The organism is Gemmatimonadota bacterium (genome assembly GCA_022560615.1).
GTDB lineage: Bacteria > Gemmatimonadota > Gemmatimonadetes > Longimicrobiales > Gaopeijiaceae > UBA1138.
This window is the reverse complement of the sequence record JADFSR010000002.1, coordinates 43,674-69,183: the sequence shown is the minus strand read 5'-3', so window position 1 is coordinate 69,183 and position 25,510 is coordinate 43,674. Positions and strand designations below refer to the sequence as shown.

Genomic DNA, 25,510 nt, shown 5'->3' with positions numbered 1-25,510 from the left:
AGGTAGGGGGATAGGGGGTGGGGTGGGAGGGGTCGTCCGCTGCTGCTGCCCCATGCCAGATCGCTGGTCCCGGCCTACCTTGCCCGTCTCCATCCACACTGCGCCTCTCTCCGTATCGAGCCATGACCCCGAACCGTCTTCTGCTCTCCGCCTCCGCACCACTGATCGCTTTGGTGCCGCTTCTACTCTCAGCTCCCGCAACCGTGGCGCAGCAGTCGTCCGCCGGCGCGGTTGTCCTCGATTCGGCGTTTCTGGCCGGATACCGGTGGCGCAACATCGGCCCGGACCGAGGTGGACGATCGATCGCCGTGGCCGGCGTGAAGGGGCGCCCGAGCGAGGCGTACTTCGGAGCGGTCGGTGGTGGCCTGTGGAAGACGACCGACTCCGGTGAGAACTGGGCGCCGGTCACGGATTTCCAGATCAACTCGGCGTCGGTCGGTGCGGTGGCGGTCAGCGACACCGACCCGGACCTGGTCTTCATCGGCACGGGTGAGACATGCATCCGAGGCAATATCCTCCCCGGCGACGGCGTGTACCGGAGCCGCGACGGAGGAGAGACCTGGCAGCACGTCGGATTCAGCCAGTCCCATGGGATCTCGAAGATCAGGATCCATCCCCTCAACCCGGACATCGTCTTCGTGGCGTCGTTCGGCAAATACGGTGCCCCGAGCGAAGAGCGCGGCGTCTTCAAGAGCACCGACGGGGGAGACACGTGGGAGCGGGTCCTCTACCGCAATGACGAGACCGGCGCGATCGACATCGTGATCGACCAGAACAACCCGGACGTGCTGTATGCATCTCTGTGGGAGGCGTACCGCAAGGAGTACCAGATGTCGAGCGGTGGCCCGGGCAGCGGCATGTTCAAGAGCACGGACGGCGGTGAGACCTGGACCGAGATGACCCGCAATCCGGGCATGCCGCAAGAGGGCCTCGTGGGCCGGATCGGTCTGGCGGTGTCCCCGGCCAACTCCGACCGCGTCTACGCACTTTTCGAGAACGACGACGGCGGGCTCTTTTCGAGCGACGACGCAGGCGAGACGTGGACTCTGGTCAACGACGCTCGTGCCATACGCCAGCGTGCCTTCTACTACACGCACGTCTTCGCGGACCCGATGGACGAAGACGTCGTGTACATGCAGAACACGTCGTTCTTCCGCTCGAGCGACGGCGGAGAAACGTACGAAACGATCAACAACGGGACGCACGGCGACTTCCACGACCTGTGGATCGACCCGGACGACCCGACGCACCTGGTCGTCGGGAACGACGGGGGTGGGGCGGTTTCCACGAACACGGGCGGGAGCTGGACCGAGCAGGACTACTCGACCGCCCAGTTCTACCATGTGGTGACGACGGCGCACGTTCCTTACCACGTGTGTGGCTCGCAGCAGGACAACAGCACGCTCTGTCTCCCCTTCAACTGGAACGCGTCGCGCTTCGGATTCGGAGGTGGCGGGCGCGGGTTCGGCGGCGGGCGCGGCGGTGGTGACAGCGGAAGCGTCACCGAGGGTTCGATGGATGTCGCCTATCGCGCGGGCGGCGGTGAGCCCGGCTACATCGCGCCGGACCCCAAAGACGTCGACGTCTTCTACTCGGGCACGAACAACGGCCGCTACGTCGACAAGTTCAATCGGCGGCATGGCACCTCGCGCGAGGTGAACCCGTATCCGTGGTTCTATTCGGGCGAGCCAGCGATCGATCTCGTCGAGCGCTGGCAGTGGACGTTCCCGATCATCTTCTCGCCGATCGATCCCGACCGCCTGTATGTGTCGTCGCAGAGACTGTGGATGACGCTCGACGCGGGCGCGAGCTGGACGGCGCTGAGCGGCGACCTGACGCGGGCTGACCCGGCGACGCTTCAGCATTCGGGTGGCCCGATCACCGGCGACATGAACGGCCCCGAGGTCTACGCGACGATCTTCTCGGTCGGACCCGGCAAGACGGACGTGAACGTGATTTGGACGGGATCCGATGACGGCCTCGTGCACGTCACTCAGGACGGCGGATCCACATGGTCGAACGTCACTCCGCCAGACATGCCCGATTTCGGTCGGGTGAGCCAGATCGACGCCTCGGCGTTCGAGCGGGGGGGCGCCTACGTCTCTGTACGCCTGCCGCTTCTGGACGACTTCTCACCGTACATCTTCAAGACCGACGACTACGGCCAGAGCTGGACCACGATCGTGAAGGGTATCCGTGAGGACGCCTACGTGCATGCGGTGCGCGAAGACCCCGACCGGGAGGGCCTTCTGTACGCGGCAACGCAGCACGGGGTATACATCTCCTACGACGACGGCGGGTTGTGGCAGGAGCTGAACCCGAGTCTTCCGGACATCCCCGTGATCGACCTGATCGTCGAGGACAACGAGCTGGTCATCGGCACGCACGGCCGGGGCTTCTGGATTCTCGACAACTTCGGGCCGCTCCGTCAGGCGACGCCGGACATGACCGCACAGGCGGTCGAGCTCTTCAATCCGCCGCTCGCGGTACGTTCGGCCCCTGGCGTCACGCTCGCGTGGTGGCTCCGGGACACGCCCAACGAAGCGAAGCTCGATATCCTGGATTCGGATGGCGAGCTGTTGCGAACCTTTGAGCGCGCTTCGCCGGAGGAGGAGGAGGAGCAGGACGAGAGCGAGGGCGGTAGAGGAGGTCGCGGCGGCGGTGGTCCTCGATTCTCGACCGACCCGGGTCTCAACCACCTCACGTGGGACCTGCGAGCCGACCCGTGGACCGACTTCCCGGGCCTGATCTTCTGGGGCGCCCGCCGCATGGGGCCCGCGGTACCTCCCGGGGAGTACACCGTGCGCCTCACGGTCGACGGGCGGACCGAGAGCGTCCCGCTCATGGTCGAGCGGAATCCGTGGATTCCCGAGGTCACCGATGCGGATCTACGTGCCCAGTATCAGTTCTCGCGACAGGTGCGGGACAAGGTGACAGAGGCCAACCAGGCAGTCATCGCGATTCGCCGTGTGAAGGCCCAGTTGGAAGACCGGCTGGAGCAGTCCGACGACCTCGGGCTCGCCGAGGCTGCGCAAAGCCTCACGAGCAACGCGTCGGCCGTGGAGGAGAACATCTACCAGGTCCGCAATCAGAGCAACCAGGACCCGCTCAATTTCCCCATCAAGGTCAACAACCGACTCGCGAACCTGATGTCGATGGCGGAGCGTGGGGACGGCAGGCCCGGGAACAACATGTCCGAGATTTTCGACATCCTCGTGAACGAGCTGCGGGGCTACACGGACCGGCTCGAGGAGGTCTGGGCGACCGACCTCGCCGCCGTCAACGCGGAGCTGGTGCGGCTGGAGATGATGCCGCTCGATCCCGACTGCGATCGGCCGGAGGGCTGCGTCATCGCCTGACCCCTCTGGGCGACGGAACGGGTTCGGATCGCGTTGGGTGCCCGCCGGAAGGTGGCGACCAGCCGTTAGCGACATGAGCCAGGTAGCGTGGATGTATCACGCGTGATACATTCAGTCATGAGTAAAGTGACCATCAGGGAGTTGCGCAACCACGGCGGGCGAGTACTCGAGCGGGTGGCGCGGGGTGAGACAGTGACTGTGACGCGCTCGGGGCATCCGATGGCAGAGTTGCGGCCCTTGGCGGCACGTGCGCTTCCCGCTGACGTGCTGCTCCGTCGCTGGAGGGGCCTGCCGGCTATCGACGTCTCGAGGCTGCGGGCGGACCTGGACGGAGTGCTGGACTCGTCGGTGTGAGCACCGGTGTCCGGCACCAACGCGGCGTGCTGGACACGAGTGCCGTCATCCTGCTACCCAGGCTCGAGGACCCCGAGCTCTTGCCGACGGAACCCCTCATCACCGCCGTCACGCTCGCGGAGCTGTCCGTGGGACCCTTGGTGGCGGCCACGGACGAAGAGCGGGTCGCTCGCCAGGCACACTTGCAGCAGGCCGAGGCGGATTTCGATCCTCTCCCATTCGACGCCCGCGCCGCGCGCGCGTTCGGTCGCGTGGCCGCTGCGCTGCGGCGTTCGGGCCGGAAGACGCAGGCGCGAGCGTACGACGCGATGATTGCGGCGACAGCTCTCGCTCATCAGCTACCAGTCTATACGTGTAATCCTGACGACTTCACGGGGATCGATGGGCTCGATGTCGTCGCCGTACCCGTTCCGGGGTCGAAGTAGTTCCCAGTCTCCGTCCGTTTCCGCGGTCGGTACTAGCCGTGAATTGCGGCGGGGTTGGAGGGGCTGTCGGAACTCGACGCGGTTTCCCTGCTCGTCTTATGGCGCGAAATCCGACCAGCTGACCCTGCCCCCCCCAAAGTAAGGGGTTCGCCCAAGGGGCAGTTGGGGCGTACGGGGCCCGGCCGCGACCAGGAGTAGACCGATCGCGAAGGTAGTGGTTCGTGATATGTGACTTCGGTCCGTCAAGGAGTGAGAACGACACGGCCGACGAGGTTCCCCGCCGCCAGGTCGTCCAGCGTTCGTTGCGCCTCGGCGAGCGCGCGGGTCTCTACGGGTATCGCGCCGATACTGCCCGCACGCACCAAGGTCATGAGCTCACGCATCTCGGCGAGGCTGCCGAGGAACGATCCTCGAATGCTCAAGTTTTTCAGGGGGAGCAGCGGAAGCGAGACCTCGAGCGAGCCGCCGAACAGGCCAACGACCACGAGCATGCCACTCATGGCGAGGCATCGCATGCCGAGCTTGGCGGTGGCCGCCGCGCCCACGCAGTCGAGCGCCGCGCAAGTACCGCCGTTGCTCAGGCTCTTGATCTGCCGGTGCGCGTTCTTGTCCGAGGCATCGACGACGTGGTCCGCCCCGCCCTCTGTCGCCGCGTCGAGCGCGTCCTGCCGCAGATCGACGACGATCACTTCGAAGTCCGTGAGCGCCTTGGCCATGCGCAACGCTGACAGGCCGACGCCGCCGGCTCCGAGGATGACGATGTGTCGCCCCCGCTGGTCGATGACCTTTCTGACCGCGCTGAAGGCGGTGACACCCGAGCAAGCGTACGTGCACGCAAGCTCGGGACCCACGTCACCGTAGTCGAAGAGGTATCGCGCATGTGGGACGATTACGTAGTCGCTGTAACCGCCCTGGACGAACGTGCCGAGCGCCCGCGTCTTGAGGCACAGATGCTCCTCGTCCCGCTCGCAGGTCTCGCACGTCCCGCATCCGATCCACGGAAAGACGACCCTCCGGTCTCCGATGGCCGCGCCTTCCGTCTCCGGTCCCATCGCGACGACCTCACCGACGATTTCGTGGCCGAGCGTGAAGGGCAGGTCGCGGCCCACGCGCACGTCCAGCTTCCGCCCACCACCCATGTCGTATTGGCCCTCCCAGACGTGCACGTCGCTGTGGCACGCACCGCACGCGACGACGCGCATCAACAGCTCGGTGCCGACGGGCTCGGGTGTCGGGGCCTCGATGGCCTCGAGCGGCTGACCGTAGTCTCGAAACTGGTAGCTTTTCATAGGCGGCGAATCTACAGGGGTTTGGGTTGAGAGCGAAGGAGCGGGTACGTTCAACCGGCGAGCGGTATGCTGTCGCCCGCGCCCAGATCCTGGCCGCCCGTCCTGACCAACCCCGAGCGGAGGCCCCGATCACGCTACCTCTCTTCCCCTCCGTTCATGCGGTCGGAGGTCAGCAGGCGGACGTGGCCGCTGCACGCAACCTGCTGGCCAATGCGGGCGTCGTGGGTCACGACGGTGCCCCTCTCACCGAGGCCATGGCCTTTGGTTTGGCAGGCGGCGTGGGATTCCTGTACGGGGTCTTCGAGTACGAGGGCACGCCGACGATGACGATTGTGGGTCGGAACAGCTCCACGCCGGACTCCTTCCTCGAACCGCTATTCGAGCGGGCGGGCGCGAAGGTTCGAATTTCGACCACGGGGAGTGCAGCCAAGGGCCGCCGGGAGTTGGATGCACTTCTGGATGAGGAGACCCCCGCGATTTGCACGGTGGGCGCGGGGTGGCTGGACTACCTTGGTCTGCCGCGTGACGAGTCCGCCATGAGCCCGCATGTGGTCGGCGTGATCGGTCGCACGGACGGGACCTTGCTGCTCGATGATCGTGCGCCCCAGGCGCTTTCGGTGGATGCCGACACCTTTGCGGCTGCGCGCGCGGCATACCGCCCGGCCAAGCACCGAGTGATCTCGGTCACGGCGGTGCCAGGCGAGCACGACTGGGTCGGAGCGGTGAACACCGCGCTGCGTGCGGGCGTGCGCGGTTACGACACGCCGCCTGTTCCTCAGTTTGCAGCAAATGTCGGTATGGCTGGGCTGAAGAAGTGGCATCGACTGCTCACGAGGCCCAGCGAAAAGAAGAGCTGGCACCGCATCTTCGCGGACGGCTCCCGCGCCGCCATCGGGCTCACGCGACTGTACGATTGCGTGACGCACGCCTACACGGCGCCCGGGGCCGGTCGCTTTCTGTACGCGGACTTCCTGGAGGAGGCCGCGGGGATCCTCGGCGGCGAACGCACCTCGGAGGCGGCGTCGGCTTTCCGGCGGAGTGGCGAGTTGTGGTCTCGACTGGCCACAACCGCGATCGCAGCCAGCGACGACCTCACTCGTTACGCCGAGCTCGCCGATCTCCGCAGTGCCCAGATGGATGGACAGCCGGTGGCCGAGCAGATGGCCATGCTCCACGCCGAGCAACGGGACCTGGTCGCCAACTGCGACCTGACTCCAGTCGAGGCAGCCGACGTGTTCGGCCGTTTGGGCGAGGTCTTGGCTGAAATCATCGAGGTCGAGCAGCAGGCGCTGGGAAGTCTCCGCGACGACTAGCGACCGGGCCCGAGCAGTACGGCGTTGATGAAGAGCAACTGCGTCGCTTCGGCGTACGCGCGGTAGTTCGGATCCTCCGCAAAGGCGATCAGTTGCCCGCCACCCATCGGCTGATGAATGAGGAACGGCTTGCTCGCGAGCTGGGGCTTGGCGTCCTCCCAGACGATGCCCCCCATGACCAGGTCGTCGACTCCGGCGTACCGGCCGACGTTGGTGCCGCGGTCGAGCGTGATCGGGCTGAAGATGCGCGTGCCTTCGACCAGCACGCCGATCTCACCGTCGGTGCCACTCGCGAGCCAGTGCCCGGTGTCCAGGATCCCGCGCACGATCGCGCCGGGAGTCTGTTCGGGCGCCTCATCGGTCGGGGCGATCGCTTCCAGGAAATCGATCGGCTGGTCCGCGGTCCCCGACTCTGGCGGCTCGTCTCCCTCCTCGCGTCCGCCGCGTCGCTCGGCGGTCGTCGCGAGCAGCCCCGTATCTGCCGCCCAGCGCGTCGACTCCGCCATTGTGATCATCGTGCCGCCGGCGCGCATCCACGCGCGCAGCTCGTCCTGCATTCCGTCGCCTACGGCGCTCGCGTAGTTGCCACTCGGGAAGACGATGACGTCGAAGTCCGAGAAGTCGACGCGGCCGAGGCTCGAGGCACGTACAGCGGTCGTGCGCTGCCCGTATCGCTGCTCCAGCACATAGCGGGCCCACCCGACCGAGTATGTCTGGCCGGGCCGGTCATATACGAGCAGCACGCGTGGCTCGGTGAGGTGACGGACCCGGCCGCTGCCGAGCGACATGCCCTCGCTCACATACGAGTCGTCGATCGGCACGACTTCGGCGCCGTGCTTCGTTGCGATGCGCGCCAGCCTCTGCGGGAGATCGCTTCCGTTGTCCGAGTTACGGATGATCGCCGTCCCGACCGCGTATTCCCGCCCGCCGAGGGTGAACTCGCCACCGGCGGACCGGACGCGAATGCCTTCTCTCAACGCTTCGGCGACCGCTGCCGCCGCGCTTGTGCCCCACGGCATGAGGTAACCGACAGCGGCGTCCCGGAGTGACGCGACGTCGCGCATCTGGCGCGTGTAGTTGAGCGATACGGTCGCGGCGCCGGTCGGGCGGTCCGCCATGATCAACTCGACGTCCCAGAGTGAGGGCATGCTCCACGCCGTGACGTCGTAGATCTGATCCGGTAGCCGGTTCGCGCGCCGCTCGACCTGCCGAGCGACGAAGTCGGCATCCATCGGCGTGTGCGGATCGAGCAGGTTGCGGATGAGTCTGTGCGTCGGCTGATCCATCGGCACGATGTAGGTGCCCTCGGCGGGCAGCGTGCGTCCATCCACCGAGACTGGCTCGAGCGCCTTGTTCACCTCGATGCCGGAGCGCACGAGCGTCTCGGCGAGGCGGCGCGCCATTCCCGGGTCATGCTCGGACGTGAGCACGTACTCCCTCGCTCCCGAACGGCCCAACGCGACCGCGCTCGCCCGGAACTCCAGGAAGGTGCGCAGAATGCGCTCCCGGTGGGTCGCGGCCGTCGCGGCGGTCTGGATCGCGGCGGTGAAGTGGTGCAGCACTCCGTCGCCGTATGTCAGTCGGTCGCCGTCACTGCGCAGGAATACGAGCCCACGCGCCGAGGCCTGCTCGTACGTGGCGCCGATCGCTCCCTGCGCCATCGGCCACGAGACGCCGTATCCGGGATAGAAGGCGTCGTAGGTGTCGCGGTTGAAATAGGCGAAGCCACGCTCGTCGAACGAGGCGGCATTCGCGGCACCGAAGACATCGTTGAGCGCCCTCTGCTCGTCGGTCGTCCACGTGTTCCCAGGGATGGCATTGGGCGGAAAATAGTACGTCGAGTTGCCGCCCATCTCGTGCAGGTCGACGACCACATGTGGCATGAACTCGAGCAGTGCGGCCACGCGGCCGCGCGTCTCCGGCTGGGTCTGGGCGAACCAGTCCCGGTTCAGATCGAACAAGTAGTGGTTCACGCGTCCGCCCGGCCACGGCTCGTCGTGCTCAGCCGACGCCGGCTCCGCATCCTCCCAGCGCGCGCGCGCCATCGTATTCTGGAAGACGAAGCGCGCGCGGCCGTCGGGGTTTTGCATCGGGTCGATGAGCACGAGCGATTCACGCAGGATCAACTCCACGGTCGCGTCGCCCTCGGCCGCGAGCAGGTGGTACGCCTCGGCCATCGCCGCTCCGCTCGAACTGATCTCGTTTCCATGTACGCCGTGCACGAGCGCGGTGACGACCGGCAGCTCCGCGATCAGACGCTCGGCATCTCCGCCCTCGAGCGTGCGCGGGTCAGCGAGGCGGCGCAGGTCGGTCTTGACCGCCTCGAGGCTGGCCATTCGTTCCGCGGACCCGATCACCAGCATGACGGTCGGTCGCCCTTCCCACGTCTCGCCCGTCCACATCAGCTCAGCGCGGTCCGGCGCCGCCTCGGCCAAAGCCTTCAGGTATGCGACCACCTGATCGGGCGGCGTGATCTCCTCGCGGAAGTCGTGGCCCGCGACCTGCTCGAGCGTGGGGATCGACGCGTCGTACCGTGTGCCCGGAGACAGTTCCTGAGTGGGCGCGGGTACCTGGATCAGCGCGACGAGCGCGAAGGCCTTCAACATTGTGTACGAGCTCCGATGTGCTCTTTGGTCCGGGACGGGGACTGCAGTATAGCCCGCCGGCCGACGTGTCGTCGACCGGCGGGCGTGGCTCCCGGGTCACCCCACGATCCATCCGAGCAGCGTTGTGATACGAGGGCCACGCTCGGCGAACGCTACAGCGAGGTTGACAGGGACGTAGAGGTCGCCGAACGGCATCGTCTTACCTCCGCGATCACCATGGACGTGGTGGGGTCGCTGTTGTCCTTGGTGATTTTCCTAAATCAGGTCCAATTCTCAACACGAAGTCCGGAAACGCGACGGAACTCCTTCACGTTATTGGTGATCAGCACCAACCCTAAAGAACGTGCATGGCCGGCGATCATCATGTCGTAGGGACCGATCGGCTTACCCAGTCGAGCCAGGTCAGCCCGAATCTGGCCGAAATGGGCGGCGGCTGTCGTGTCGAATACGGCGATCTCAAGGCGGTTCGCCATCGACTCTATGTCTGCCAAGTTTTCCTCCGGTCGCGACGATTTTTCGCAGGCGTACACGAGCTCTCCCCAACTGACCGTGGAGATGCAGAGTTGACCCTCATGGCGACTAAAGCGCTTTCGCACGTTCGCTGGTCGGTTGTTGATCGTGTAAATTAAAGTGTTCGTGTCGAGCATGAACTTCATCACTCGATGGGTTCTCGGTTTTGGTCTTGAGGCTGTTCACGTACACGCATGAAGTCGTCGGAGACGCCGCCTTGGTCGAACCAATCGTCCCAGGACTCACCCACTGGAGTAATGATGCGTCTATTGTCGATGGCGACGATCACCACGTCTTTGACCCCTTCTGGGAGCGCAACACTCTTCGGCAGCCTGACGGCTTGACTCCTATTGCTCATGAAGACCTTGGTTCTCGCTGTGGACATTGGACTCTCCTGTACTCAGGCTGTTGATCAACGCTATTCGGGGTGTGGGATATGTCAACGGGATATACAATATCTAAGGGCCGGTTGCCGATGCCTTGGTGGCACCGCTCCACATGTACTCGGGGCGTCAGGTGCAGTGACCGACTCGGTGGTCGTGGCGGTGACGGCCCGCGCCGGTGGGGGCGCATGACTTCGCATCCGACCATACGCGAGGCCGGGGTCCAGGATTAGTCTTCGGTCGCCGTTCGCGCTCCTCTCGACGCCATGTCCGTGACCCGACTCGACCCGCTCACCGTCCTTCGAGACACCTTCGGCTTCGAGGACTTCCGACCCGGCCAGCGCGAGGTCGTCGAAGCGGTACTCGCCGGCCGTGACTGCATTGCCGTGATGCCCACCGGTGCAGGTAAGTCGCTGACCTTCCAGCTCCCGGCCCGAATTCTCGACGGGACGGTGCTCGTGCTGTCGCCGCTCATCAGTCTGATGAAGGACCAAGTCGACGCGTTGCGGTCGTTGGGCTTCCGCGCCGCCGAGATCAACTCGACTCTCGGTTTCGATGAGAGGCAACGTCGCTTATCGGCTCTTCGGCGTGGGGAATTCGAGCTGGTGTATCTGGCGCCGGAGGCTCTCGACGGGACCCTACGAGACTTCATCCAAGGCTGTCCGATCTCGCTCTTGGTAGTCGATGAGGCGCACTGTATCAGCCAATGGGGACACGACTTCCGGCCGTCCTATCGGCGGCTGCAACGCTTGAAGGACAGCCTCGACGTACCGGTCCTGGCGCTCACCGCGACCGCTACGAAGGCCGTGGCTCGAGACATCCTTCGCCAACTCGGCATGACCAACCCCGCGGGCTTCAAGGGCTCGTTCTTCCGACCCAATCTGCTGGTCCGGTGTCGCAAGAAGGGGATCGGGAATACGCGCAAAGAGATCCTCGCTCTTATCCGGCGCCGGGAGGGTGAGAGCGGCATCGTGTACTGCCTCAGCCGACGGGGCGTGGAGCAGACCGCAGCGTTCCTCCGCGAGCAGGGCGTGCGCGCGCGTCCGTACCACGCCGGACTGCCGACCGACGTGCGCCAGACCAACCAGGATGCGTTCCAGCACGACGACGTTGACGTCATCGTCGCGACCGTGGCGTTCGGGATGGGCATCGACAAGTCGAACGTGCGCTACGTGATCCACCGCGATATGCCGAAGGACGTCGAGTCGTGGTACCAGGAGATCGGGCGCGCCGGGCGGGACGGGCTCGAGAGCGACTGTGTGCTTTTCTATTCCTGGGCCGACGTCAAGCTGCACGAGCGTTTCCTGAACGACATCGACGATCCGGAACTGTGGCGCATCAAACGGCAAGCTACGGTCGATCTCTTCCGCCTCGTGGAGGGAAGGCGGTGCCGCCATCAAGCGATCCTCGCGCACTTCGACGAGGTGATGGCGCCGTGTGAAAGCTCGTGCGACGTCTGCTCCGGAGTCTCCGTAGAGGAGTTGGCCGCGGCGTTCATGCCTAGTGGCCGCTTAAAGCCTGGCCGCAAGCGCGCCATGCACGTTCACTCGACGGCGGGTCCGGCCACGGCTGAAGAGGAAGAGCTCTTCCAGACGCTGCGCGACTTGAGGAGGGATCTCGCGGATCGGCAGGGCGTCCCCGCCTACGTCGTCTTCAGCGACAAGGTTCTACGCGAGATGGTCGCTCGCCGCCCCCGCACCGCCGGTGAATTGCTGGATGTATCCGGAGTCGGGCCGACCAAGCTCGATCGGTACGGCAACGCCTTCCTCGAGGCTCTTCGGGAGAGGTAGCAGCCCGTGGGGGAACGAGTTCCTCTCCGCGAAAGGGCCGCTACATCGTTTCGTCTGCGGACGGTCCGTACATGCCGGGCACGGGGATGTCGAGCAACCGCAGATACACGCAGATTTGCGCGCGGTGGTGAACGAGGTGGTTGAACACGAACGAACGGAGCACCACACCCTTCGGCATCTGAAAGTGCACCTCGTCTCCGGTCCTGAGCGTCCAGTCGGCCGTCATCGCGTCCGCGCTCGCGCCCTCGAGCGCGGTCCGGCCTTCCGCAACCGCGCCGTCGAAGATCGCGACGATGTCCGCCATGTTCTTGGGATCCGGCTGATCGAAGCCGGCGGCGAGGTCCAGCTCGTCCGTGGCCAACGTCAGGCTGATCCAGCTGGGCAGGTTCGCGACGTGCGCAGCGAGCTTGAGTAGCGTGTACGACTTCTCGTGCGGCTGGAAGTCGAGTTTTTCGTCGGGGATTGCTGCGAACATGCGGCGCGTGTTGGCCACCTCGGCATCGAACTCGGGCAGCAGCGTGGAACCGTTCACCATCGTTGTCCTCTTCCGTTCTTGTGTGAGTCTTCATCGGAATCGATCAGGGGCACCGAATAAACACCGAAGATGGGACGCGCGCAAGATTAGCCTACCGGGTCGTCTCCGGCGGGCAGCGCCTCGTCGACTAGACACGCCCGCACCTCGGTGAGCACCTGCTCGAACAGTTCGCCCATGGCACGGCGGCGCCTCTTCACTATCGCGCGGTAGACGAGAACCGGATCATTAGATCTTGCAAAAACAGTTTCCGCGTGCCCGATTAGCCTGCCGAACGAGCGATCCCCCCCAATGGGTCGAAAATGGAAATCACCGATAAGATGCGCGCCGAGATTCTCGAGAGGGCACGGCGCCGGTGCGAGTGCGTGAGTGGGCAGTGCCGCCATCACCGCGAGGGAGCTCGGTGCCCGCGCGGCTTGCGCGCGAGGCAGTGGAAGATCTACTACAGGACGGAATCGGCTGGGGCCGCGCTTTGGAATCTCGAGGCGTGGTGCCTGGATTGCTTCAAGAACAACTACGGTTGAGGATCCAATGAGCGAACCTGCGCAGAACTTCGAGAACCACGGCAAAATGGTACCCGCGTACCACGGCGCCGCCTTCGGGATGCTCATGGTCCCCACGCTGTGGTTCGCCTACCAAGCCGTGACGGACTTCAGCGTGAACGCGCTCATGCTCGTGGTCTTCGCGTTCGGCGTGGTGGTCGTGGCATTCTTCGCGAGACTATTCCCGCTCGGGGTTCAGGACCGGGTGATCCGCCTCGAGGAGCGCATGCGCCTGCAGCGGCTGCTTCCTGAAGAGCTGCAGAACCGCGTGGGTGATTTCACGACCGATCAGCTCGTCGGGTTGCGGTTTGCTCCGGACGAAGAGCTGCCGGACCTCGCGCGCCGCGTACTCGACGAGGGCATCTCGAACCGGAAGGCGATCAAGCAGGCCGTGAAGAACTGGCGCGCGGACCACCAGCGCATCTAGCAGCCCACTGTACTTCTGCCACGGGCTGCTGACCCAGATACGACCAGGCCCGGCGGGAATCGTTCAGCCTCGCCGGGCCTGCTCGGTCCGTTTGCAGACACGCCTCCGCCGGCGCCTAGAAGGGTGATCGGAAAGGGGGGTGGGCCGCGCACATGGTGCTTGCGCGCGTTCAGGCAAGGAACGACGAGGAGTCGTAGCCGAGCTACGGCGACGAGGAGAGACGCAGGATCAACCGCGCAACCGCCATGTGCCCAACATCATGGTTGATATGATCTTACACCTCTGTGGGTTGGGGTGGCACGGCCCCATCTCCGTCGTTGGAGCGCCTCGGAGGAGCTACGGCTACGCCTTCGCCCCTCCGCCTAGGATATGGGGCCGTGGCACTCCAACGCGGCCCGCCCCCCTTTCCGATCACCCTTCTAGTCGGCGATCCAGACCTCCGGCGGTGCCAACACACCTGCGTCCTGCATCTTCTGCTTCAGGCCCTCGTCGGCTAGCATGGCCTCGACCCCGTCGACGTTGTCCGTGCTCCACACGAGCAGTACCGAATTCGGATCCGACGCGTCCTGGAAGACGCCTATTTCGGTGAGCCCCGCTTCGTCACGGCGGTGAGCGTCCGCATCGTAATGCGGTCGCCAAGTATCGAAGTCGGCCACGGGGTGACGGATGAATACGGTGGCCATGCCGGAGTCCTCCTTGAGAGGGTTGCTGAGAAGATCGAAGGAGTATCCATGCGCGGGGTGATGCGCTAGGGCGCGAGTCATGTCCATCGACGTATCAGAGCGGCTGCGCGCCGCCGAAGTGGCCGGCGAAGTGCCGGCCATCGTTGCGCACCACCGTATTGACGGACCGGGCGCGACGCTGGACATGCGCGAGTTCCAACAGGCGCTCTGGTCCGCTCCCGATTGGCCCGGCGATCCGTACGTGGACGAGAGCGCGGCTTGGACCCGAAGACTTCCTCGTACCGTCTGCCTCACCATCGACACCGGGACTCGGGTGGTCGCTCGAGCCTTCGAACCCGGCCGCCTCTGTGTCCGGTCCGCCGAGCATGCGACCGAGGTCAGCGGTGACGCCGGACTGATCGCGGCCCACAAGGACAACTGGCTTCTGAAGGCGCTCGACGCCTTCGGCCTGAGCGGTGCCGCGTTCGAACTGGAGAGCCTGAGGCCGGGGTTGCTCTCGGCGGGATTGGGCGGGTCGGCGACCGCAATGACCGCGGTCTGTCTGCTCGCGAACCGACTCGCGGGCGACCCCATGGACGGGTATCAGGTCGTCGCTCTCGCGGCGCGTCTCGAGAACGACCTGGGCAATTCCCTCACGGGCACTCAAGAACAGTCCAACGTCGTCTGGGGTGGCGTGCGCGACTACGTCTGGTTGCCGTGGGGCATGCCCGGCGAGCCACGACAGGGACTCGGAACCTCGCTGCAGTACGAGCTCTTGGGCCCCGAAGCCTACCAGGATGTCCGCGCGCACATGATGATCGTGCACACCGGCATGACTCGCTTCAGCGCGACCGTGAACCAGGAGTGGGCGGACACGCTCCGACGCGAGGATGCGTTCCCCGCGCTGACGCGCCTGCCCGGCTGGACGTACGAATACCGCGAGGGGCTGCGCACCACCGATTGGGCGCGGGTTTGCGAGAGCCTACGCGGCTTTCGGGAGATCCGAGAGCGACTCGTGCCGGCGTACATGGCCGGGGCCGACGCGCTCGCCGACTTCGTGCGGGTAGCTGGTGGGGAAGCTTTCCCCCTGGGTGCCGGAGGCGGAGGGAGCTGCCTCGTCGTTACCGCCGATCCCGCGGTTCTCTCGGCTGTTCGTGACGGTCTGCCCGCGGGCCTCCGCGAGATCGAGTTCGCTCTGCTCGAGCGTGGCCACCGATTCGAGCACTGTTGAGGGGGCGGTGATGGCGACGTGCTACCCGGTACTTGTGCACGGCTTCACAGGGTCGTCTTACTCCTGGGGCGAGCACCTGGTGGACGGGCTCGCGTCGGCGGGTTGTCCACCGGTCTTGCTCGATCTGCCGGGTCATGGTCGCAACGTGGCGGCTCGGCATGCGAGGCACTTCTCGCTCGACTCCGCGCTGTCCGCGGTGGAGGACGCGGGACATTGGCCGGCAGGCCTCGTCGGCTACTCGATGGGAGGGCGGCTCGCGTTGCACTTTGCCGCGCGGCGCCCTGACGCTGTGCGGCGCCTCGTGCTCGAGTCCGCGTCACCCGGACTCGAGACCCAGGTCGAGCGTCGCCTGCGCCGGGAGTCGGACGACGATCTCGCGCGCTCGATCGAGCTCGACGGTGTCGAGGCGTTCATCGATCGTTGGGAACGCTTGCCGCTCTTCGAGACACAGAGCGGCGTGGACGAGGCCGTGCGCTCGCGCCTGCGTGCGGAACGGCTCCAAAACTCGGTGGAGGGCCTCGCGGGCGCGCTCCGCGGTTTGGGCACCGGCGCGCTTCCTTCACTGTGGGACGCTCTGCCCGGCATCCACGTGCCGACGCTGGTCCTCGTCGGTACGCTCGACCGCAAGTTCGTGTCGACGGGCGAGCGCATGGCCGCGGCACTCCCGGACGCGCGCTTGTTGGTGGTCGCGGGCGCGGGGCACGCAGTGCATCTCGAGCGACCGGACGCCTGGCTCGAGGCGGTGACGGGCTTCCTGCTCGCGCGCTGACTCTCACTCGGTAACGCCGGGGTCCCTCACGTGAGCGGCGTCTACGGCTGTGGGCGTGCAGCTCGTTCAGTCCTCCACGCCCACGATGCTCAGGTGAACGGTCCGGCTTCTGGGACGCGTGTCCGAATCGATGAGCACGATCTGCTGCCAGGTCCCCAGTGGCACTCTGCCGTCCACGATCGGCAGCGCCAAGGAGGGTCCTACCAGCGACGCACGGACGTGGCTGTGTCCGTTGTCGTCATGCCACGTCTCCTCGTGCTCGTACCGTGCGTTCCGCGGTGCGACGCCCTCGAGCGCCGCACGGATGTCGTGGTTCACCAGGCCGGGTTCGAACTCGAGCGTGGTAAGCGACGCCGTAGAGCCTTCCACGAGTAGGGCCGCCTGTCCCCGGCTGACGCCGGTTTCGCCCACGGCGGCCTGGACCTGACCCGTGAGATCGACGATGTGGTCGTCGCCGCGAGTGCGGCATTCGATGGTTCTGTTCTCGACGATCACCGCATTTCTCCTTTCGGTTACGGCATGGATGCTCAACATGGCTCGCGTCCAGCCTCGGGTCGACGGGTGCGCTAGACTTACCGGCCCATGACGATAGCTCCTCCAGCTCCCGTGCAGGCGCCGGTCTCGGACCGCGACCGTACGGTGATCTATCTGTCGATTCTCCTGGCGCTATTCCTGGCGGCGCTCGATCAGACCATCGTTGCGACCGCGCTGCCGCGCATGGTCGAGGATCTCGAGGGTGTGGAGCGGTACGCCTGGGTCGCGACCGCATACCTGCTCATGTCGACCGCCCTCGCGCTCGTCTACGGCAAGCTCGCCGACACGTACCCGCGCAAGTTCGTCACGCTCGGAGCGGTAGGCCTCTTCCTCTTCGGTTCGGTCCTGTGCGGCCTCGCCGGCGAGTTCGGGGACCTTCCGCTGCTCGGCAACGGAATGACCCAGCTCGTCATCTTCCGGGGGATCCAGGGCGCAGGGGGCGGCGGCATCTTCGCGATGACGTTCATCGTGATCGCCGACCTGTTCACCCCAGCCGAGCGCGGCAAGTACCAAGGCTTCGTCGGCGCGGTGTTCGGCGTCGCGTCTGTGCTCGGACCTCTGATCGGCGGGTTACTCACCGACCACGCGGGTGGCTGGATACCGGGCATCGAGGGATGGCGCTGGGTCTTCTATGTGAACGTGCCATTCGGAGGCGTCGCCGCATGGTTCATCATCAGACGCATGCCCAGACTCGACCCGCCGGTGGCACAGGCGCGTCCCGACCTGCTCGGGGCAGCGCTGCTGTTGGGTGGACTTATTCCGCTCGTCCTGTCGCTGCAGATCGACAAGCGCAGCTACCCTTGGCTTCCGGGAGTGAGTCCCGGTGCCGATCCGACGGCTCTTGCGTCGTGGGTCACGCTCGCTCTGTTCGTCGGAGGCTGCGTTCTGCTCGCGCTTTTCATCAGGCGCTCGCGGACTTCGCCAGGGCCCATTCTCGACCTGCGTCTTTTCCAGGACCCCGTCTTTCGCCGTGCGAACGCGTCCACCTTCTTCTTTGGCGCATCGTTCATCTCCGTGACGATCTTCCTCCCGCTGTTTCTCGTGAACGTGCTGGGTGTCTCCGCCACGCGGGCCGGTGCGGCGCTGATCCCGTTCTCGTTGGGGCTCGTCTTCAGCGCGACGCTCGCTGGTCAGATCGTCGCCAAGGTCGGGTACCGAAGGCAGATCGTGCTCGGTGCCGTTCTGTTCTTTGTGGCAGCTCTTCTGCTCGCGGGCATGGAATCCGACATCGCGTACTGGCAGATTACTCTGTACATGGTGATGTGCGGTGTAGGTGTGGGACCCGGCATGCCTCTCTTCACGCTCGCGATCCAAAACGCCGCCGACGTCCGCCTTATCGGACAGGCGACGAGCGCGTCTCAGTTCTTCCGGCAGACGGGAGCGACCGTGGGTGCTGCGATCATGGGAACGGTGCTCAGTGTGACGCTCGCTTCCTCGTTCGCCGAGATCGGAGACGAGGTTGGGCCATTGACGAACGGGGCTGTCGTGGTTGGGGAGTACGTCTCCACGGGAGGCGCGGAGCTGCCCGCACTCATTCTCGCAAGCTTCGAAGCCAGGGCCGCCTCATCTGAGTCCGAGCGGGAAGCCCGCGCCATTAGAGCCGAGGGAGAGGTCGTTGCGGTCCGGGTCGGGGCGTCGGTACGCGACGCCTTCGGCGAAGCGACTCAGCGCATCTATTGGTTGACCGCGATCATGATCGCTATCGGTGGAGGACTGGCCATGAGGATCCCTGAGCTCCCGCTTCGCACCACGCACGATCGAGCCGCCGCAATCGCCGACTCGGAGCTGACATGATCAAGAAGGTGTTACTTCTCGCGTTCATCGCTCTGGTAATTGCCATGGCTGTGCCGAGCTCGCGCGCAAAGCTGCGGCAGGACGTCTACAAGCCCATCATAGACAATGTCATCGCGCGTCTGGTTCCGGGTCGGTTGAACGCCATGGCCGACCAACTCGATGTGCGACTGGGCCAGGCCGAGGGATTCCCCGCGAATTTCGAGGGCTGGTTGCGCCGTGACTATACGGGTGTGCCCGAAGATCCCTGGGGCAACGTCTACTACCTCGAGGTCGGACGGCGCGACTATACTGTAGGCTCGGCGGCGGGCGACGGCGAGCAGGGGACCGAGGACGACATCACCGTTACGCGCCGGCTGCCTGGGGGGCGCTGAGACGATCAGGGGGACGAGGTGAGCGAACAGGGTCGAACGACCGGGTCCGCCGTTATTCGGCTGCACGGCGGGCGCCGGCGGGTCGCATGCGCCAGGCGAGTGCCGTTGCTGCTGCTGACGCTCGCTCTAGCTGGCTGCGATGCGAAGCCGGCGAGCAGCGCTGCGATTCGTCCCCAGCAGGCACTCTCCGACGCGGACTTCGCAGCCCTCATCGAGCGGATCTCGGAGCCCGGCGGCTACTTCGACACCGACAACCTCATCTCCAACGAGTCTGGGTATCTCAAGGTGATCGACGCGCTCGCCCAAACGGGGATCGAGGGTGGCGCCTACGTCGGCGTGGGGCCGGATCAGAACTTCTCATACATCGCGCAGGCGCGACCGGATATCGTCTTCATCACGGACGTGCGGCGCGACAACATGTTGCACCATCTGCTGTTGAAGGCGCTCATCGAGCGCGCTCCAACGCGGGTCGAGTTTTTGGCCGGGCTGCACGGGCGCTTCGTGCCCGACGACGCTGCGTCGTGGCGGGACCGAAGCATCGACGAGATCGTCGACTACATCGACGGGCTGCGTGCGGACGACGCCGGGCTCGATGCGTTGTACCAGGAGATCGCCGCCGCTGTCCGCTCGTTCGGCGTACCGCTGACGGCTGAGGACCTGGCAGCGATCGAGCGCTTCCATGCGAGCTTCGTTCGCGCGGGTCTCGGACTGCGTTTCACGAGCTACGGGAGAGCGTCACAACCGTACTATCCGACGTACCGTCAGTTGGTTCTCGAGACCGACATCGACGGTGACCAGGCTTCGTATCTCTCGAGCCTCGAGGCCTATGAGGTTATTCGCCAGCTTCAGCTCGCGAACAAGATCATCCCCGTCGTGGGGGACCTGGCCGGTGCGCACGCCTTGCGCGAGATGGGTGTCGTCATGCGGGAGATGGGCGTCGAGCTCGAGACGTTCTACACATCCAACGTCGAGTTCTATCTGTGGCGCGCCCGCACTTTCGACGAGTGGGAAGCGAACTTCGCGTCGATGCCGGTGGCGGACGATGCGGTGATCATCCGGAGCTATTTCCCGAACGCGGGAGGCCGGCATCCCTCGATGGTGCCCGGCTACTACAGCACGCAGACGTTGCAGCCGGCCGCAACCCTTCTCGGGGGAGGCTTCACCAGTTACTGGGACGCTGTCACCCGGGGGGTGCTCGAGCTGAGAGTCGCAGGGTAGCAGCCTCACGCCGGCGAGAGCGTCGTATGCCCGAACTCCCCGAAATCAACGCGTACATCGAAGGACTGGAGCGCGTGATCCTCGGCGAGCCGCTGGAGAGGATCCGCATACGCTCCCCGTCGCTTCTGCGCACGTGGGACCCGCCCCTGTCGGCTGCGGAGGGCATGCGGGTCACCGGTCTCCGCCGTATCGGGAAGCGCGTCGTCTGGCAAATGGAAGATGAGGTCTTCCTCGTCTTCCACCTGATGATCAGCGGTCGCTTCAAGTGGGCCAAGCCTGGAGCGTCGGTACCCAAGAAGCGAGCTCACGGGGCTTTCGACTTCCCGAAGGGCACGGTGCTGTTCACGGAACAGGCGAGCAAGAAGCGCGCGTCACTGCACGTGGTGAGGGGCGAGGACGCGCTGGCCGAGCTCGACCCGGGGGGAATCGAGGCGCTCCAGGTGTCGTTGCCCGACTTCCACGAGGCGCTGACGCGTGAGAACCGGACGCTCAAGGGTGCGCTCACCGATCCGCGCGTCTTCAGCGGCATCGGCAACGCGCACTCGGACGAGATTCTGCTCTTCGCGAAGCTCTCACCGCTCCAGCTGTCGAGAAACCTCTCAGACGCCGAAGTGAAGCGGCTCTACGAGGTCACGCGCAGCTCGCTCACCGAGTGGACCGAGCGCCTACGGGCTGAGTTCGGAGACGACTTCCCGAAGAAGATCACCGCGTTCCACCCCGCGATGGCCGCGCACGGCAAGTACGGTGAACCGTGCCCGGTGTGCGGGTCACTGATCCAGCGCATCAAGTACGCCAATCGCGAGACGAACTACTGTGCGACGTGCCAAACGGGAGGGAAGGTGCTCGCTGACCGGGGCATGTCGCGCCTGCTGGGGGACGATTGGCCGCGCACGTTGGAAGAGCTGGAAGAGCTGAAAAGCCGGTAGGTGAGGAGGCATGTCCATTGACGGAATCGTATGGACGCTATATCGTACGATACACAGTCCGATCTATTGTACTAACGATCGAACGATACAACGTTAGATAGGAGTGGGGGAATGAGGGCACGAGCATACTGCGTGGGGGGTCCGTTGATGGACATGGACTGGATTTTCGATTGGGACATGGGAATGGGACCTCGCAGACGCGGCCGCCACCGCAAAGGCGGCCCGCGTCGTCGGTTCTTCCGTCAGGGGGAAGTGCGCATGGCGCTTCTCTCGCTCATCGACGAGGAGCCTGCCCACGGCTATGAGCTGATGAAGCGGCTGGAAGAGCGTTCGGGCGGCATGTACAAAGCGAGCGCAGGTACAGTGTACCCGGTGCTGCAACAGTTGGAGGACGAGGGCCTGATCAAGGTTCAGGAGGAAGACGGCAAGAAGGTGTACCACGTGACCGAGACCGGGCGGGAAGAGTTGCAACTGCGCCAAGAGGACGTGGCGAGGATTTGGGAGCGGGCGCACGGGTGGAAGGACTGGGGTGTGCACATGGGCCCCGAGTCTGCGGAGATCTGGGGCAGTTGGGGTCGCCTGACGAAGGCGGCGTTTACCGCCGCGGCGAAGTCCGACTTCGAGAATACGGAGAAGATCCGTGACATCCTCGAGCGAGCGCGAAAGGAGCTGAAGGAGCTGTAGCTTCCCGACGAGGCGGACGGCTAGCGGGCACGCGGCTACGCTGGCGCTAGCGCCAACACCCTCAGGGGGCTCCCGCTACCGCCCACGATCTTGAGTGGCGCCGCGATCACGATCGCTCCCGTGGATGGCAGCAGGTCGAGATTGCACAGGCTCGCCAGCCCGAACTTGCCGGCACCGTGCATCGTCGTGTGGTTCGGGAATGGCGGTTCGAAGCCGCCAGCCTGACCCGCGTCCGTGCCGATCGTCTCGACGCCGACTCCGAGCACGTCACGGTCGATCGCGAGCAGCTCGGACGCGTCCACGCGGAACCCGGGGGAGTGAGGTCCGGACTCGTCCACGTTCAGGATCGCCTCCGCGCCCTCGCGCTTGCTCCAGTCCGTGCGCAGGAGTACCCAGGAGTGCGCCGGGATCCGACCGTTGTCGGACTCCCATCGCTCAATCCATGAGGGGGTGAGCAAGAAGTCCGGGTCCGCCGCTGCATCGGCGCTGCAGTCCAGCACACATGCCGGACCCACATAGCGGTGGACAGGGATCGTGTCGGTCGTGTTGTTCGGGAGGTCCTTGCCCGTCACCCAGTGTACCGGCGCGTCGAAGTGCGTGCCCGTGTGCTCGCCGAGGTTGAGCGTGTTCCAGTACCACGCCGGCCCAGCGTCGTTGTAGCGGCTGATCACGTCGACCGTTAGGCCGGGGGACTGTGCAAAGATGTCTGGCAGGTCGATGACTGGCGTGTCCGGGCTGAGAGGCTGAGTGAGATCCACGACGCGGACCGATCCGTCGAGCAGCGCGTCGACGAGTTGGTTGAGCACGGGCATTGTCGGACTCCTTAGTGCGAACTCCCACTCAGCGCGAGGGCAATGTCCGCTCGGTGCGTCCGGGCGGCAAGGAAGGGGAGTGCGGAAGCGTCAGTCGGGAAGTACGTCGAAGCCGAGGGCGGCAGCGTTCTCGCGCACTCGGCGGTCCAGGGAGAGCATCAGCAGCCCCGGTACCATGCCGCGTCCGATCAACGCACTCGCTAAATGGATCGCGTCCAGCGTACGCACTGGCTCGGCAGGGAACGGCAGCTTGCTTCGGTTTCTGATCTCGTCGTCGAGCCGCAAGAGCACCCAGTGCTCTGCGGCGCGTCTGAGCGCGGCCCTGCGGTCGACCGCATCCGCCTCCGAGAGCGCCTTGGAAGAGGTTGTCCGAATGAGCACTCGCTCACATTCGATGAGCGTGAGATCGGACGTCAAAACGAGCTCCGCCCGCTCCAGTATCGAGGCCGTCTTCGCTCCATCAGCTTCGCCGAGCAACCAAGACAGGACCGCGCTCGGCTCCGCGTAGACGTTCAGCGTTCTCCTCGCTCTTCAGCGAGGAGACGAGCCGCCAAGCCCGGCGGGCCCGCCACCGGGCCCATCAAGGTGTAAAGATCGGGCCGGTTGGGTTGGCCCATTCGAGCGTCTCCGCGCTCGGCTCGCTCAACCAGCCGTGGATAGTCCGGCAGGTTTCGCGGACTGCCGGGCGCGCGGATCTCGGCGACGATGCGGCCACGATCCGTCACGACCACGTCGTCCCCCTGCTGCACGTAGCGCAGGTATTGGCTGAGCTTGTTCTTCAGCTCTCGAATTCCCACGGTTCTCCACATGATGCAATGTAGCTGTAGGTAGCTACATTGACGATGCTGATGGCGAATGTCGCTCAATCAGCTAGCCTGGAGATACCGAGCAGGGTTTGAGGATCGCATCGCCGAGACCCGCGAGGTAATCGCGCGCCTTCGGGCGGAGTGGGAGGGGCGCTGACTGAAAAGGATAGGCATCATGGGGGTGTGGCGTCCGCTACCGGTTCGGATCAGCAGCAAAGCAGCCCGAAAGTGAAGAGGCGTTCACCTCTCGGAGGCGATCGCCGGGTACCGCAAGCTCGAGGCGCCTCTCTTCGAGAAGATCGCGAAGGAGATGCTGGAGGGTGGACGCCCTGATGCTGTTCGTGCTGCTCGGTGAAACAAGAGTTCGGTTCACCGTTGTCGGTCCTCGGCACAACGCCACCGCCGGTCGGGGAGGTTCCACCCTCATCAGGTGACCAAACCGATGCCCGGTCATACCAATCGTCAGGGAGGCGAAGCCGTCCTATTCCAAAACCCAGCCGATCGTTAATCGGTGAGCGTGCACGGGATTAGGTTGCCCCCTCCACGCCATTCTCGGTCGACATGGCGCATTTTGGAACCGACGAGTTGAGGAATATTGAACAGTAGAACGGCTGGGAGGGATCCTCAGCCATTACTATCGAAAAGCCGCTTGATCGGTCGATCGAATATTGGAACAGGACAGGATGGGCACGCCCTTGATGTGCGGTAGCTTTACGCAGACACCAATCGCTTGATCTTGAGGTCGGCGCTACGCTGCTCCGCGTGCCATAGATCGTAGTTCATCTGGAGCTGCATCCAGTGGCGGGTGGTCGAGCCGAACGCCTTGCTGAGCCGCACAGCCATCTCCGGGGAAACCCCGGTGTGACCATTCAGAAGCTCCGAAAGTGCCTTGCGGGACACGCCAAGTGCCTTTGCTCCGGCGGTTACGGTCAGGTCAAGCGGCTCCAAACAAAGATGGCGGATGTGCTCGCCAGGATGGGGTGGATGATGCATCGGCATCGTTCTCTCTCCTTCTAGCTAGTGGTAGTCGACCAAATCGACGTCCCACGGCTCGTTTTTCTCAAAGCGGAAGATCACGCGGAAGTTTCCGTTGACCCTCAGGGACCAGAGGCCCCTCAGCTCGCCCTTCAGCGGATGAAGCTGGTAACCCGGAAGGGACAAGCCATCCAGGTCTTCTGCCGCATCGAGATCGGCGAGGATGAGGCGCAGCCGGGGCAGCATCTGCGGTGGTAGCCCGCGCGCACTGCCCTTTTCGTAGAGACGTTTCAGCCCCTTATGACGAAAGCTCCTGATCACGCCTTAGTGTAACCCATCACGTTACAGGTATCAACAAAAGGGGCCGGTGCGTAGAACGACTCGAGAGGGGTAAGCGGGGCCGTGGCCATCGACACGTCGCAGGCCTACATCTTGGCCGTCGGGACGCACCTGCCCGAGGCCACTTTGGTCTTCGACCACTTCCACGTGGTGAAGTTGATAAACGACAAGCTCTCCGATCTGCGGCGGGAGCTGCAGCGCCACGCGCAAGAGAAGGACAAGGAGGTACTCAAGGGCACCCGCTGGCTCCTGCTGAAGAGCCCCAAGAAGCTGGACGATACGAGGGACGAGGCTCAACGCCTCCGGGCGGCCGTCGAGTTGAACGCACCCTTGGCTGCGGCTTACTACTTGAAGGAGGATCTCCGTCAGCTCTGGAGTCAGCCCGACAGGGAGAGCGCCACCAGCTTCCTCGACGGCTGGATCGAGCGAGCCCGCGCCACCGGACTTCGGCAGCTTCAGCAGATGGCCAACACCCTGCGCCTCTACCGAACCGGCATTCAGGCTTACTATGACGTGCCGATCAGCACCGGACCTCTGGAGGGCACGAACAGCAAGATCAAGCCCCTCCAGAGACAGTCCCACGGCCTCCGCGATCCAGACTTCTTCCGCCTCAGGATCTACGCCCTACACGAGACCCGTCTCCAGCTCGTCGGTTAAGATGCGCGGACGCAAACAGGTGAAAAACCTGAAAGAAGGGGCTAGCGCATCCGCGAGCCGACGAACAGGAATCGGATAGGAGGCATCGTCGAGCAGGGCGAGCGGGCCGACAACCGCGAAGCTCTAGCGACCAAGGCCTAGGTTGGGATTTGGAACAGGACGGCATTAGGCGTGCCGAGCCATGTTCCCGCCACGGGACTCT

At 64.9% G+C, this 25,510-nt stretch carries 27 protein-coding genes; 15 read left to right on the top strand and 12 right to left on the bottom strand.

Annotation, left to right across the window (positions count from 1 at the left end; translation table 11 throughout):
- The first annotated feature begins 122 nt into the window (after nucleotides 1-122).
- The 3 genes from IIB36_02095 to IIB36_02085 all read left to right on the top strand — a co-directional run bounded on the left by IIB36_02095 (nucleotide 123) and on the right by IIB36_02085 (nucleotide 4,138).
- On the top strand, nucleotides 123-3,359 hold the full coding sequence (locus IIB36_02095; GenBank protein MCH7530538.1) for a glycosyl hydrolase: 3,237 nt from the start codon (nucleotides 123-125) through the stop codon (nucleotides 3,357-3,359).
- Nucleotides 3,360-3,476: 117 nt separating this feature from the next.
- Entirely contained in the window at nucleotides 3,477-3,713 is a 237-nt protein-coding gene (locus IIB36_02090) for a type II toxin-antitoxin system prevent-host-death family antitoxin (GenBank protein ID MCH7530537.1), read from the top strand.
- A gap of 26 nt (nucleotides 3,714-3,739) precedes the next feature.
- Nucleotides 3,740-4,138: a type II toxin-antitoxin system VapC family toxin gene (locus tag IIB36_02085; protein MCH7530536.1), complete on the top strand. Its 399-nt coding sequence runs from the start codon at nucleotides 3,740-3,742 to the stop codon at nucleotides 4,136-4,138.
- Between the two features lie 242 nt (nucleotides 4,139-4,380).
- Here the strand turns inward: IIB36_02085 and IIB36_02080 are convergent, their stop codons facing one another.
- Nucleotides 4,381-5,427: an alcohol dehydrogenase catalytic domain-containing protein gene (locus IIB36_02080; GenBank protein ID MCH7530535.1), complete on the bottom strand. Its 1,047-nt coding sequence runs from the start codon at nucleotides 5,425-5,427 to the stop codon at nucleotides 4,381-4,383.
- A gap of 26 nt (nucleotides 5,428-5,453) precedes the next feature.
- Between IIB36_02080 and IIB36_02075 the strand changes: the two genes are divergently transcribed.
- Entirely contained in the window at nucleotides 5,454-6,740 is a 1,287-nt protein-coding gene (locus IIB36_02075) for a DUF4872 domain-containing protein (GenBank protein ID MCH7530534.1), read from the top strand.
- On the opposite strand, the gene IIB36_02070 is transcribed toward IIB36_02075, so the two are convergent.
- From IIB36_02070 to IIB36_02060, 3 genes are all read right to left on the bottom strand, one after another.
- Complete coding sequence (locus IIB36_02070; GenBank protein MCH7530533.1) at nucleotides 6,737-9,346, bottom strand: hypothetical protein; 2,610 nt, start codon at nucleotides 9,344-9,346, stop codon at nucleotides 6,737-6,739. The genes IIB36_02075 and IIB36_02070 overlap by 4 nt on opposite strands.
- 260 nt (nucleotides 9,347-9,606) lie before the next feature.
- Nucleotides 9,607-10,005, bottom strand: coding sequence for a tRNA(fMet)-specific endonuclease VapC (gene vapC, locus IIB36_02065; protein MCH7530532.1), 399 nt, complete (start codon nucleotides 10,003-10,005; stop codon nucleotides 9,607-9,609).
- Complete coding sequence (locus IIB36_02060) at nucleotides 10,002-10,241, bottom strand: antitoxin (protein MCH7530531.1); 240 nt, start codon at nucleotides 10,239-10,241, stop codon at nucleotides 10,002-10,004. The genes vapC and IIB36_02060 overlap by 4 nt, the downstream gene beginning before the upstream one ends.
- A 264-nt stretch (nucleotides 10,242-10,505) precedes the next feature.
- Between IIB36_02060 and IIB36_02055 the strand changes: the two genes are divergently transcribed.
- A complete protein-coding gene (locus tag IIB36_02055) occupies nucleotides 10,506-12,029 on the top strand; it encodes an ATP-dependent DNA helicase RecQ (protein ID MCH7530530.1) in 1,524 nt (507 codons plus the stop codon).
- 40 nt (nucleotides 12,030-12,069) lie between these two features.
- Here IIB36_02055 and IIB36_02050 read toward each other — a convergent pair whose 3' ends face one another.
- Nucleotides 12,070-12,564, bottom strand: a complete 495-nt coding sequence (locus tag IIB36_02050) for a DinB family protein (protein MCH7530529.1) — start codon at nucleotides 12,562-12,564, stop codon at nucleotides 12,070-12,072.
- A gap of 299 nt (nucleotides 12,565-12,863) precedes the next feature.
- Here IIB36_02050 and IIB36_02045 point away from each other — a divergent pair, with 299 nt between their 5' ends.
- Both IIB36_02045 and IIB36_02040 read left to right on the top strand, forming a co-directional pair.
- Nucleotides 12,864-13,085: a hypothetical protein gene (locus IIB36_02045; protein MCH7530528.1), complete on the top strand. Its 222-nt coding sequence runs from the start codon at nucleotides 12,864-12,866 to the stop codon at nucleotides 13,083-13,085.
- 7 nt (nucleotides 13,086-13,092) lie between these two features.
- Nucleotides 13,093-13,530 carry a hypothetical protein gene (locus IIB36_02040; protein MCH7530527.1) on the top strand — a complete coding sequence of 146 codons (438 nt, stop codon included), beginning with the start codon at nucleotides 13,093-13,095 and terminating at the stop codon, nucleotides 13,528-13,530.
- 419 nt (nucleotides 13,531-13,949) lie between these two features.
- Here IIB36_02040 and IIB36_02035 read toward each other — a convergent pair whose 3' ends face one another.
- The gene (locus tag IIB36_02035) at nucleotides 13,950-14,294 is read right to left on the bottom strand and encodes a hypothetical protein (GenBank protein MCH7530526.1); all 345 of its coding nucleotides are present in this window, start codon (nucleotides 14,292-14,294) and stop codon (nucleotides 13,950-13,952) included.
- On the opposite strand from IIB36_02035, the gene IIB36_02030 reads away from it, so the two are divergent.
- Together IIB36_02030 and menH are read left to right on the top strand one after the other, a co-directional pair.
- On the top strand, nucleotides 14,293-15,423 hold the full coding sequence (locus IIB36_02030; GenBank protein ID MCH7530525.1) for a GHMP kinase: 1,131 nt from the start codon (nucleotides 14,293-14,295) through the stop codon (nucleotides 15,421-15,423). The genes IIB36_02035 and IIB36_02030 overlap by 2 nt on opposite strands.
- A gap of 10 nt (nucleotides 15,424-15,433) precedes the next feature.
- Nucleotides 15,434-16,192, top strand: coding sequence for a 2-succinyl-6-hydroxy-2,4-cyclohexadiene-1-carboxylate synthase (gene menH / locus IIB36_02025; protein MCH7530524.1), 759 nt, complete (start codon nucleotides 15,434-15,436; stop codon nucleotides 16,190-16,192).
- Nucleotides 16,193-16,258: 66 nt separating this feature from the next.
- Here the strand turns inward: menH and IIB36_02020 are convergent, their stop codons facing one another.
- Nucleotides 16,259-16,726 (bottom strand): YjbQ family protein, encoded by a 468-nt coding sequence (locus tag IIB36_02020; GenBank protein MCH7530523.1) that lies wholly within the window; start codon nucleotides 16,724-16,726, stop codon nucleotides 16,259-16,261.
- 48 nt (nucleotides 16,727-16,774) lie between these two features.
- Between IIB36_02020 and IIB36_02015 the strand changes: the two genes are divergently transcribed.
- The 5 genes from IIB36_02015 to IIB36_01995 all read left to right on the top strand — a co-directional run bounded on the left by IIB36_02015 (nucleotide 16,775) and on the right by IIB36_01995 (nucleotide 21,719).
- On the top strand, nucleotides 16,775-18,520 hold the full coding sequence (locus tag IIB36_02015; GenBank protein MCH7530522.1) for an MFS transporter: 1,746 nt from the start codon (nucleotides 16,775-16,777) through the stop codon (nucleotides 18,518-18,520).
- Nucleotides 18,517-18,891, top strand: a complete 375-nt coding sequence (locus IIB36_02010; GenBank protein MCH7530521.1) for a type II secretion system protein GspG — start codon at nucleotides 18,517-18,519, stop codon at nucleotides 18,889-18,891. Before IIB36_02015 ends, IIB36_02010 begins: the two co-directional genes overlap by 4 nt.
- Before the next feature lie 18 nt (nucleotides 18,892-18,909).
- Entirely contained in the window at nucleotides 18,910-20,109 is a 1,200-nt protein-coding gene (locus tag IIB36_02005) for a hypothetical protein (protein ID MCH7530520.1), read from the top strand.
- A gap of 26 nt (nucleotides 20,110-20,135) precedes the next feature.
- Nucleotides 20,136-21,035, top strand: a complete 900-nt coding sequence (locus IIB36_02000; protein MCH7530519.1) for a formamidopyrimidine-DNA glycosylase — start codon at nucleotides 20,136-20,138, stop codon at nucleotides 21,033-21,035.
- Between the two features lie 111 nt (nucleotides 21,036-21,146).
- The gene (locus IIB36_01995) at nucleotides 21,147-21,719 is read left to right on the top strand and encodes a helix-turn-helix transcriptional regulator (GenBank protein MCH7530518.1); all 573 of its coding nucleotides are present in this window, start codon (nucleotides 21,147-21,149) and stop codon (nucleotides 21,717-21,719) included.
- A 35-nt stretch (nucleotides 21,720-21,754) separates the two neighbouring features.
- On the opposite strand, the gene IIB36_01990 is transcribed toward IIB36_01995, so the two are convergent.
- From IIB36_01990 to IIB36_01970, 5 genes are all read right to left on the bottom strand, one after another.
- Entirely contained in the window at nucleotides 21,755-22,531 is a 777-nt protein-coding gene (locus IIB36_01990) for a cyclase family protein (GenBank protein ID MCH7530517.1), read from the bottom strand.
- A gap of 90 nt (nucleotides 22,532-22,621) precedes the next feature.
- Complete coding sequence (locus tag IIB36_01985) at nucleotides 22,622-23,008, bottom strand: PIN domain-containing protein (protein MCH7530516.1); 387 nt, start codon at nucleotides 23,006-23,008, stop codon at nucleotides 22,622-22,624.
- 35 nt (nucleotides 23,009-23,043) lie between these two features.
- Nucleotides 23,044-23,340 (bottom strand): type II toxin-antitoxin system prevent-host-death family antitoxin, encoded by a 297-nt coding sequence (locus IIB36_01980; protein MCH7530515.1) that lies wholly within the window; start codon nucleotides 23,338-23,340, stop codon nucleotides 23,044-23,046.
- Nucleotides 23,341-24,048: 708 nt separating this feature from the next.
- A complete protein-coding gene (locus tag IIB36_01975) occupies nucleotides 24,049-24,336 on the bottom strand; it encodes a HigA family addiction module antidote protein (protein MCH7530514.1) in 288 nt (95 codons plus the stop codon).
- Nucleotides 24,337-24,354: 18 nt separating this feature from the next.
- Entirely contained in the window at nucleotides 24,355-24,633 is a 279-nt protein-coding gene (locus IIB36_01970) for a type II toxin-antitoxin system RelE/ParE family toxin (GenBank protein ID MCH7530513.1), read from the bottom strand.
- Nucleotides 24,634-24,714: 81 nt separating this feature from the next.
- Between IIB36_01970 and IIB36_01965 the strand changes: the two genes are divergently transcribed.
- Nucleotides 24,715-25,308 (top strand): transposase, encoded by a 594-nt coding sequence (locus IIB36_01965; GenBank protein ID MCH7530512.1) that lies wholly within the window; start codon nucleotides 24,715-24,717, stop codon nucleotides 25,306-25,308.
- Nucleotides 25,309-25,510 lie beyond the last annotated feature (202 nt).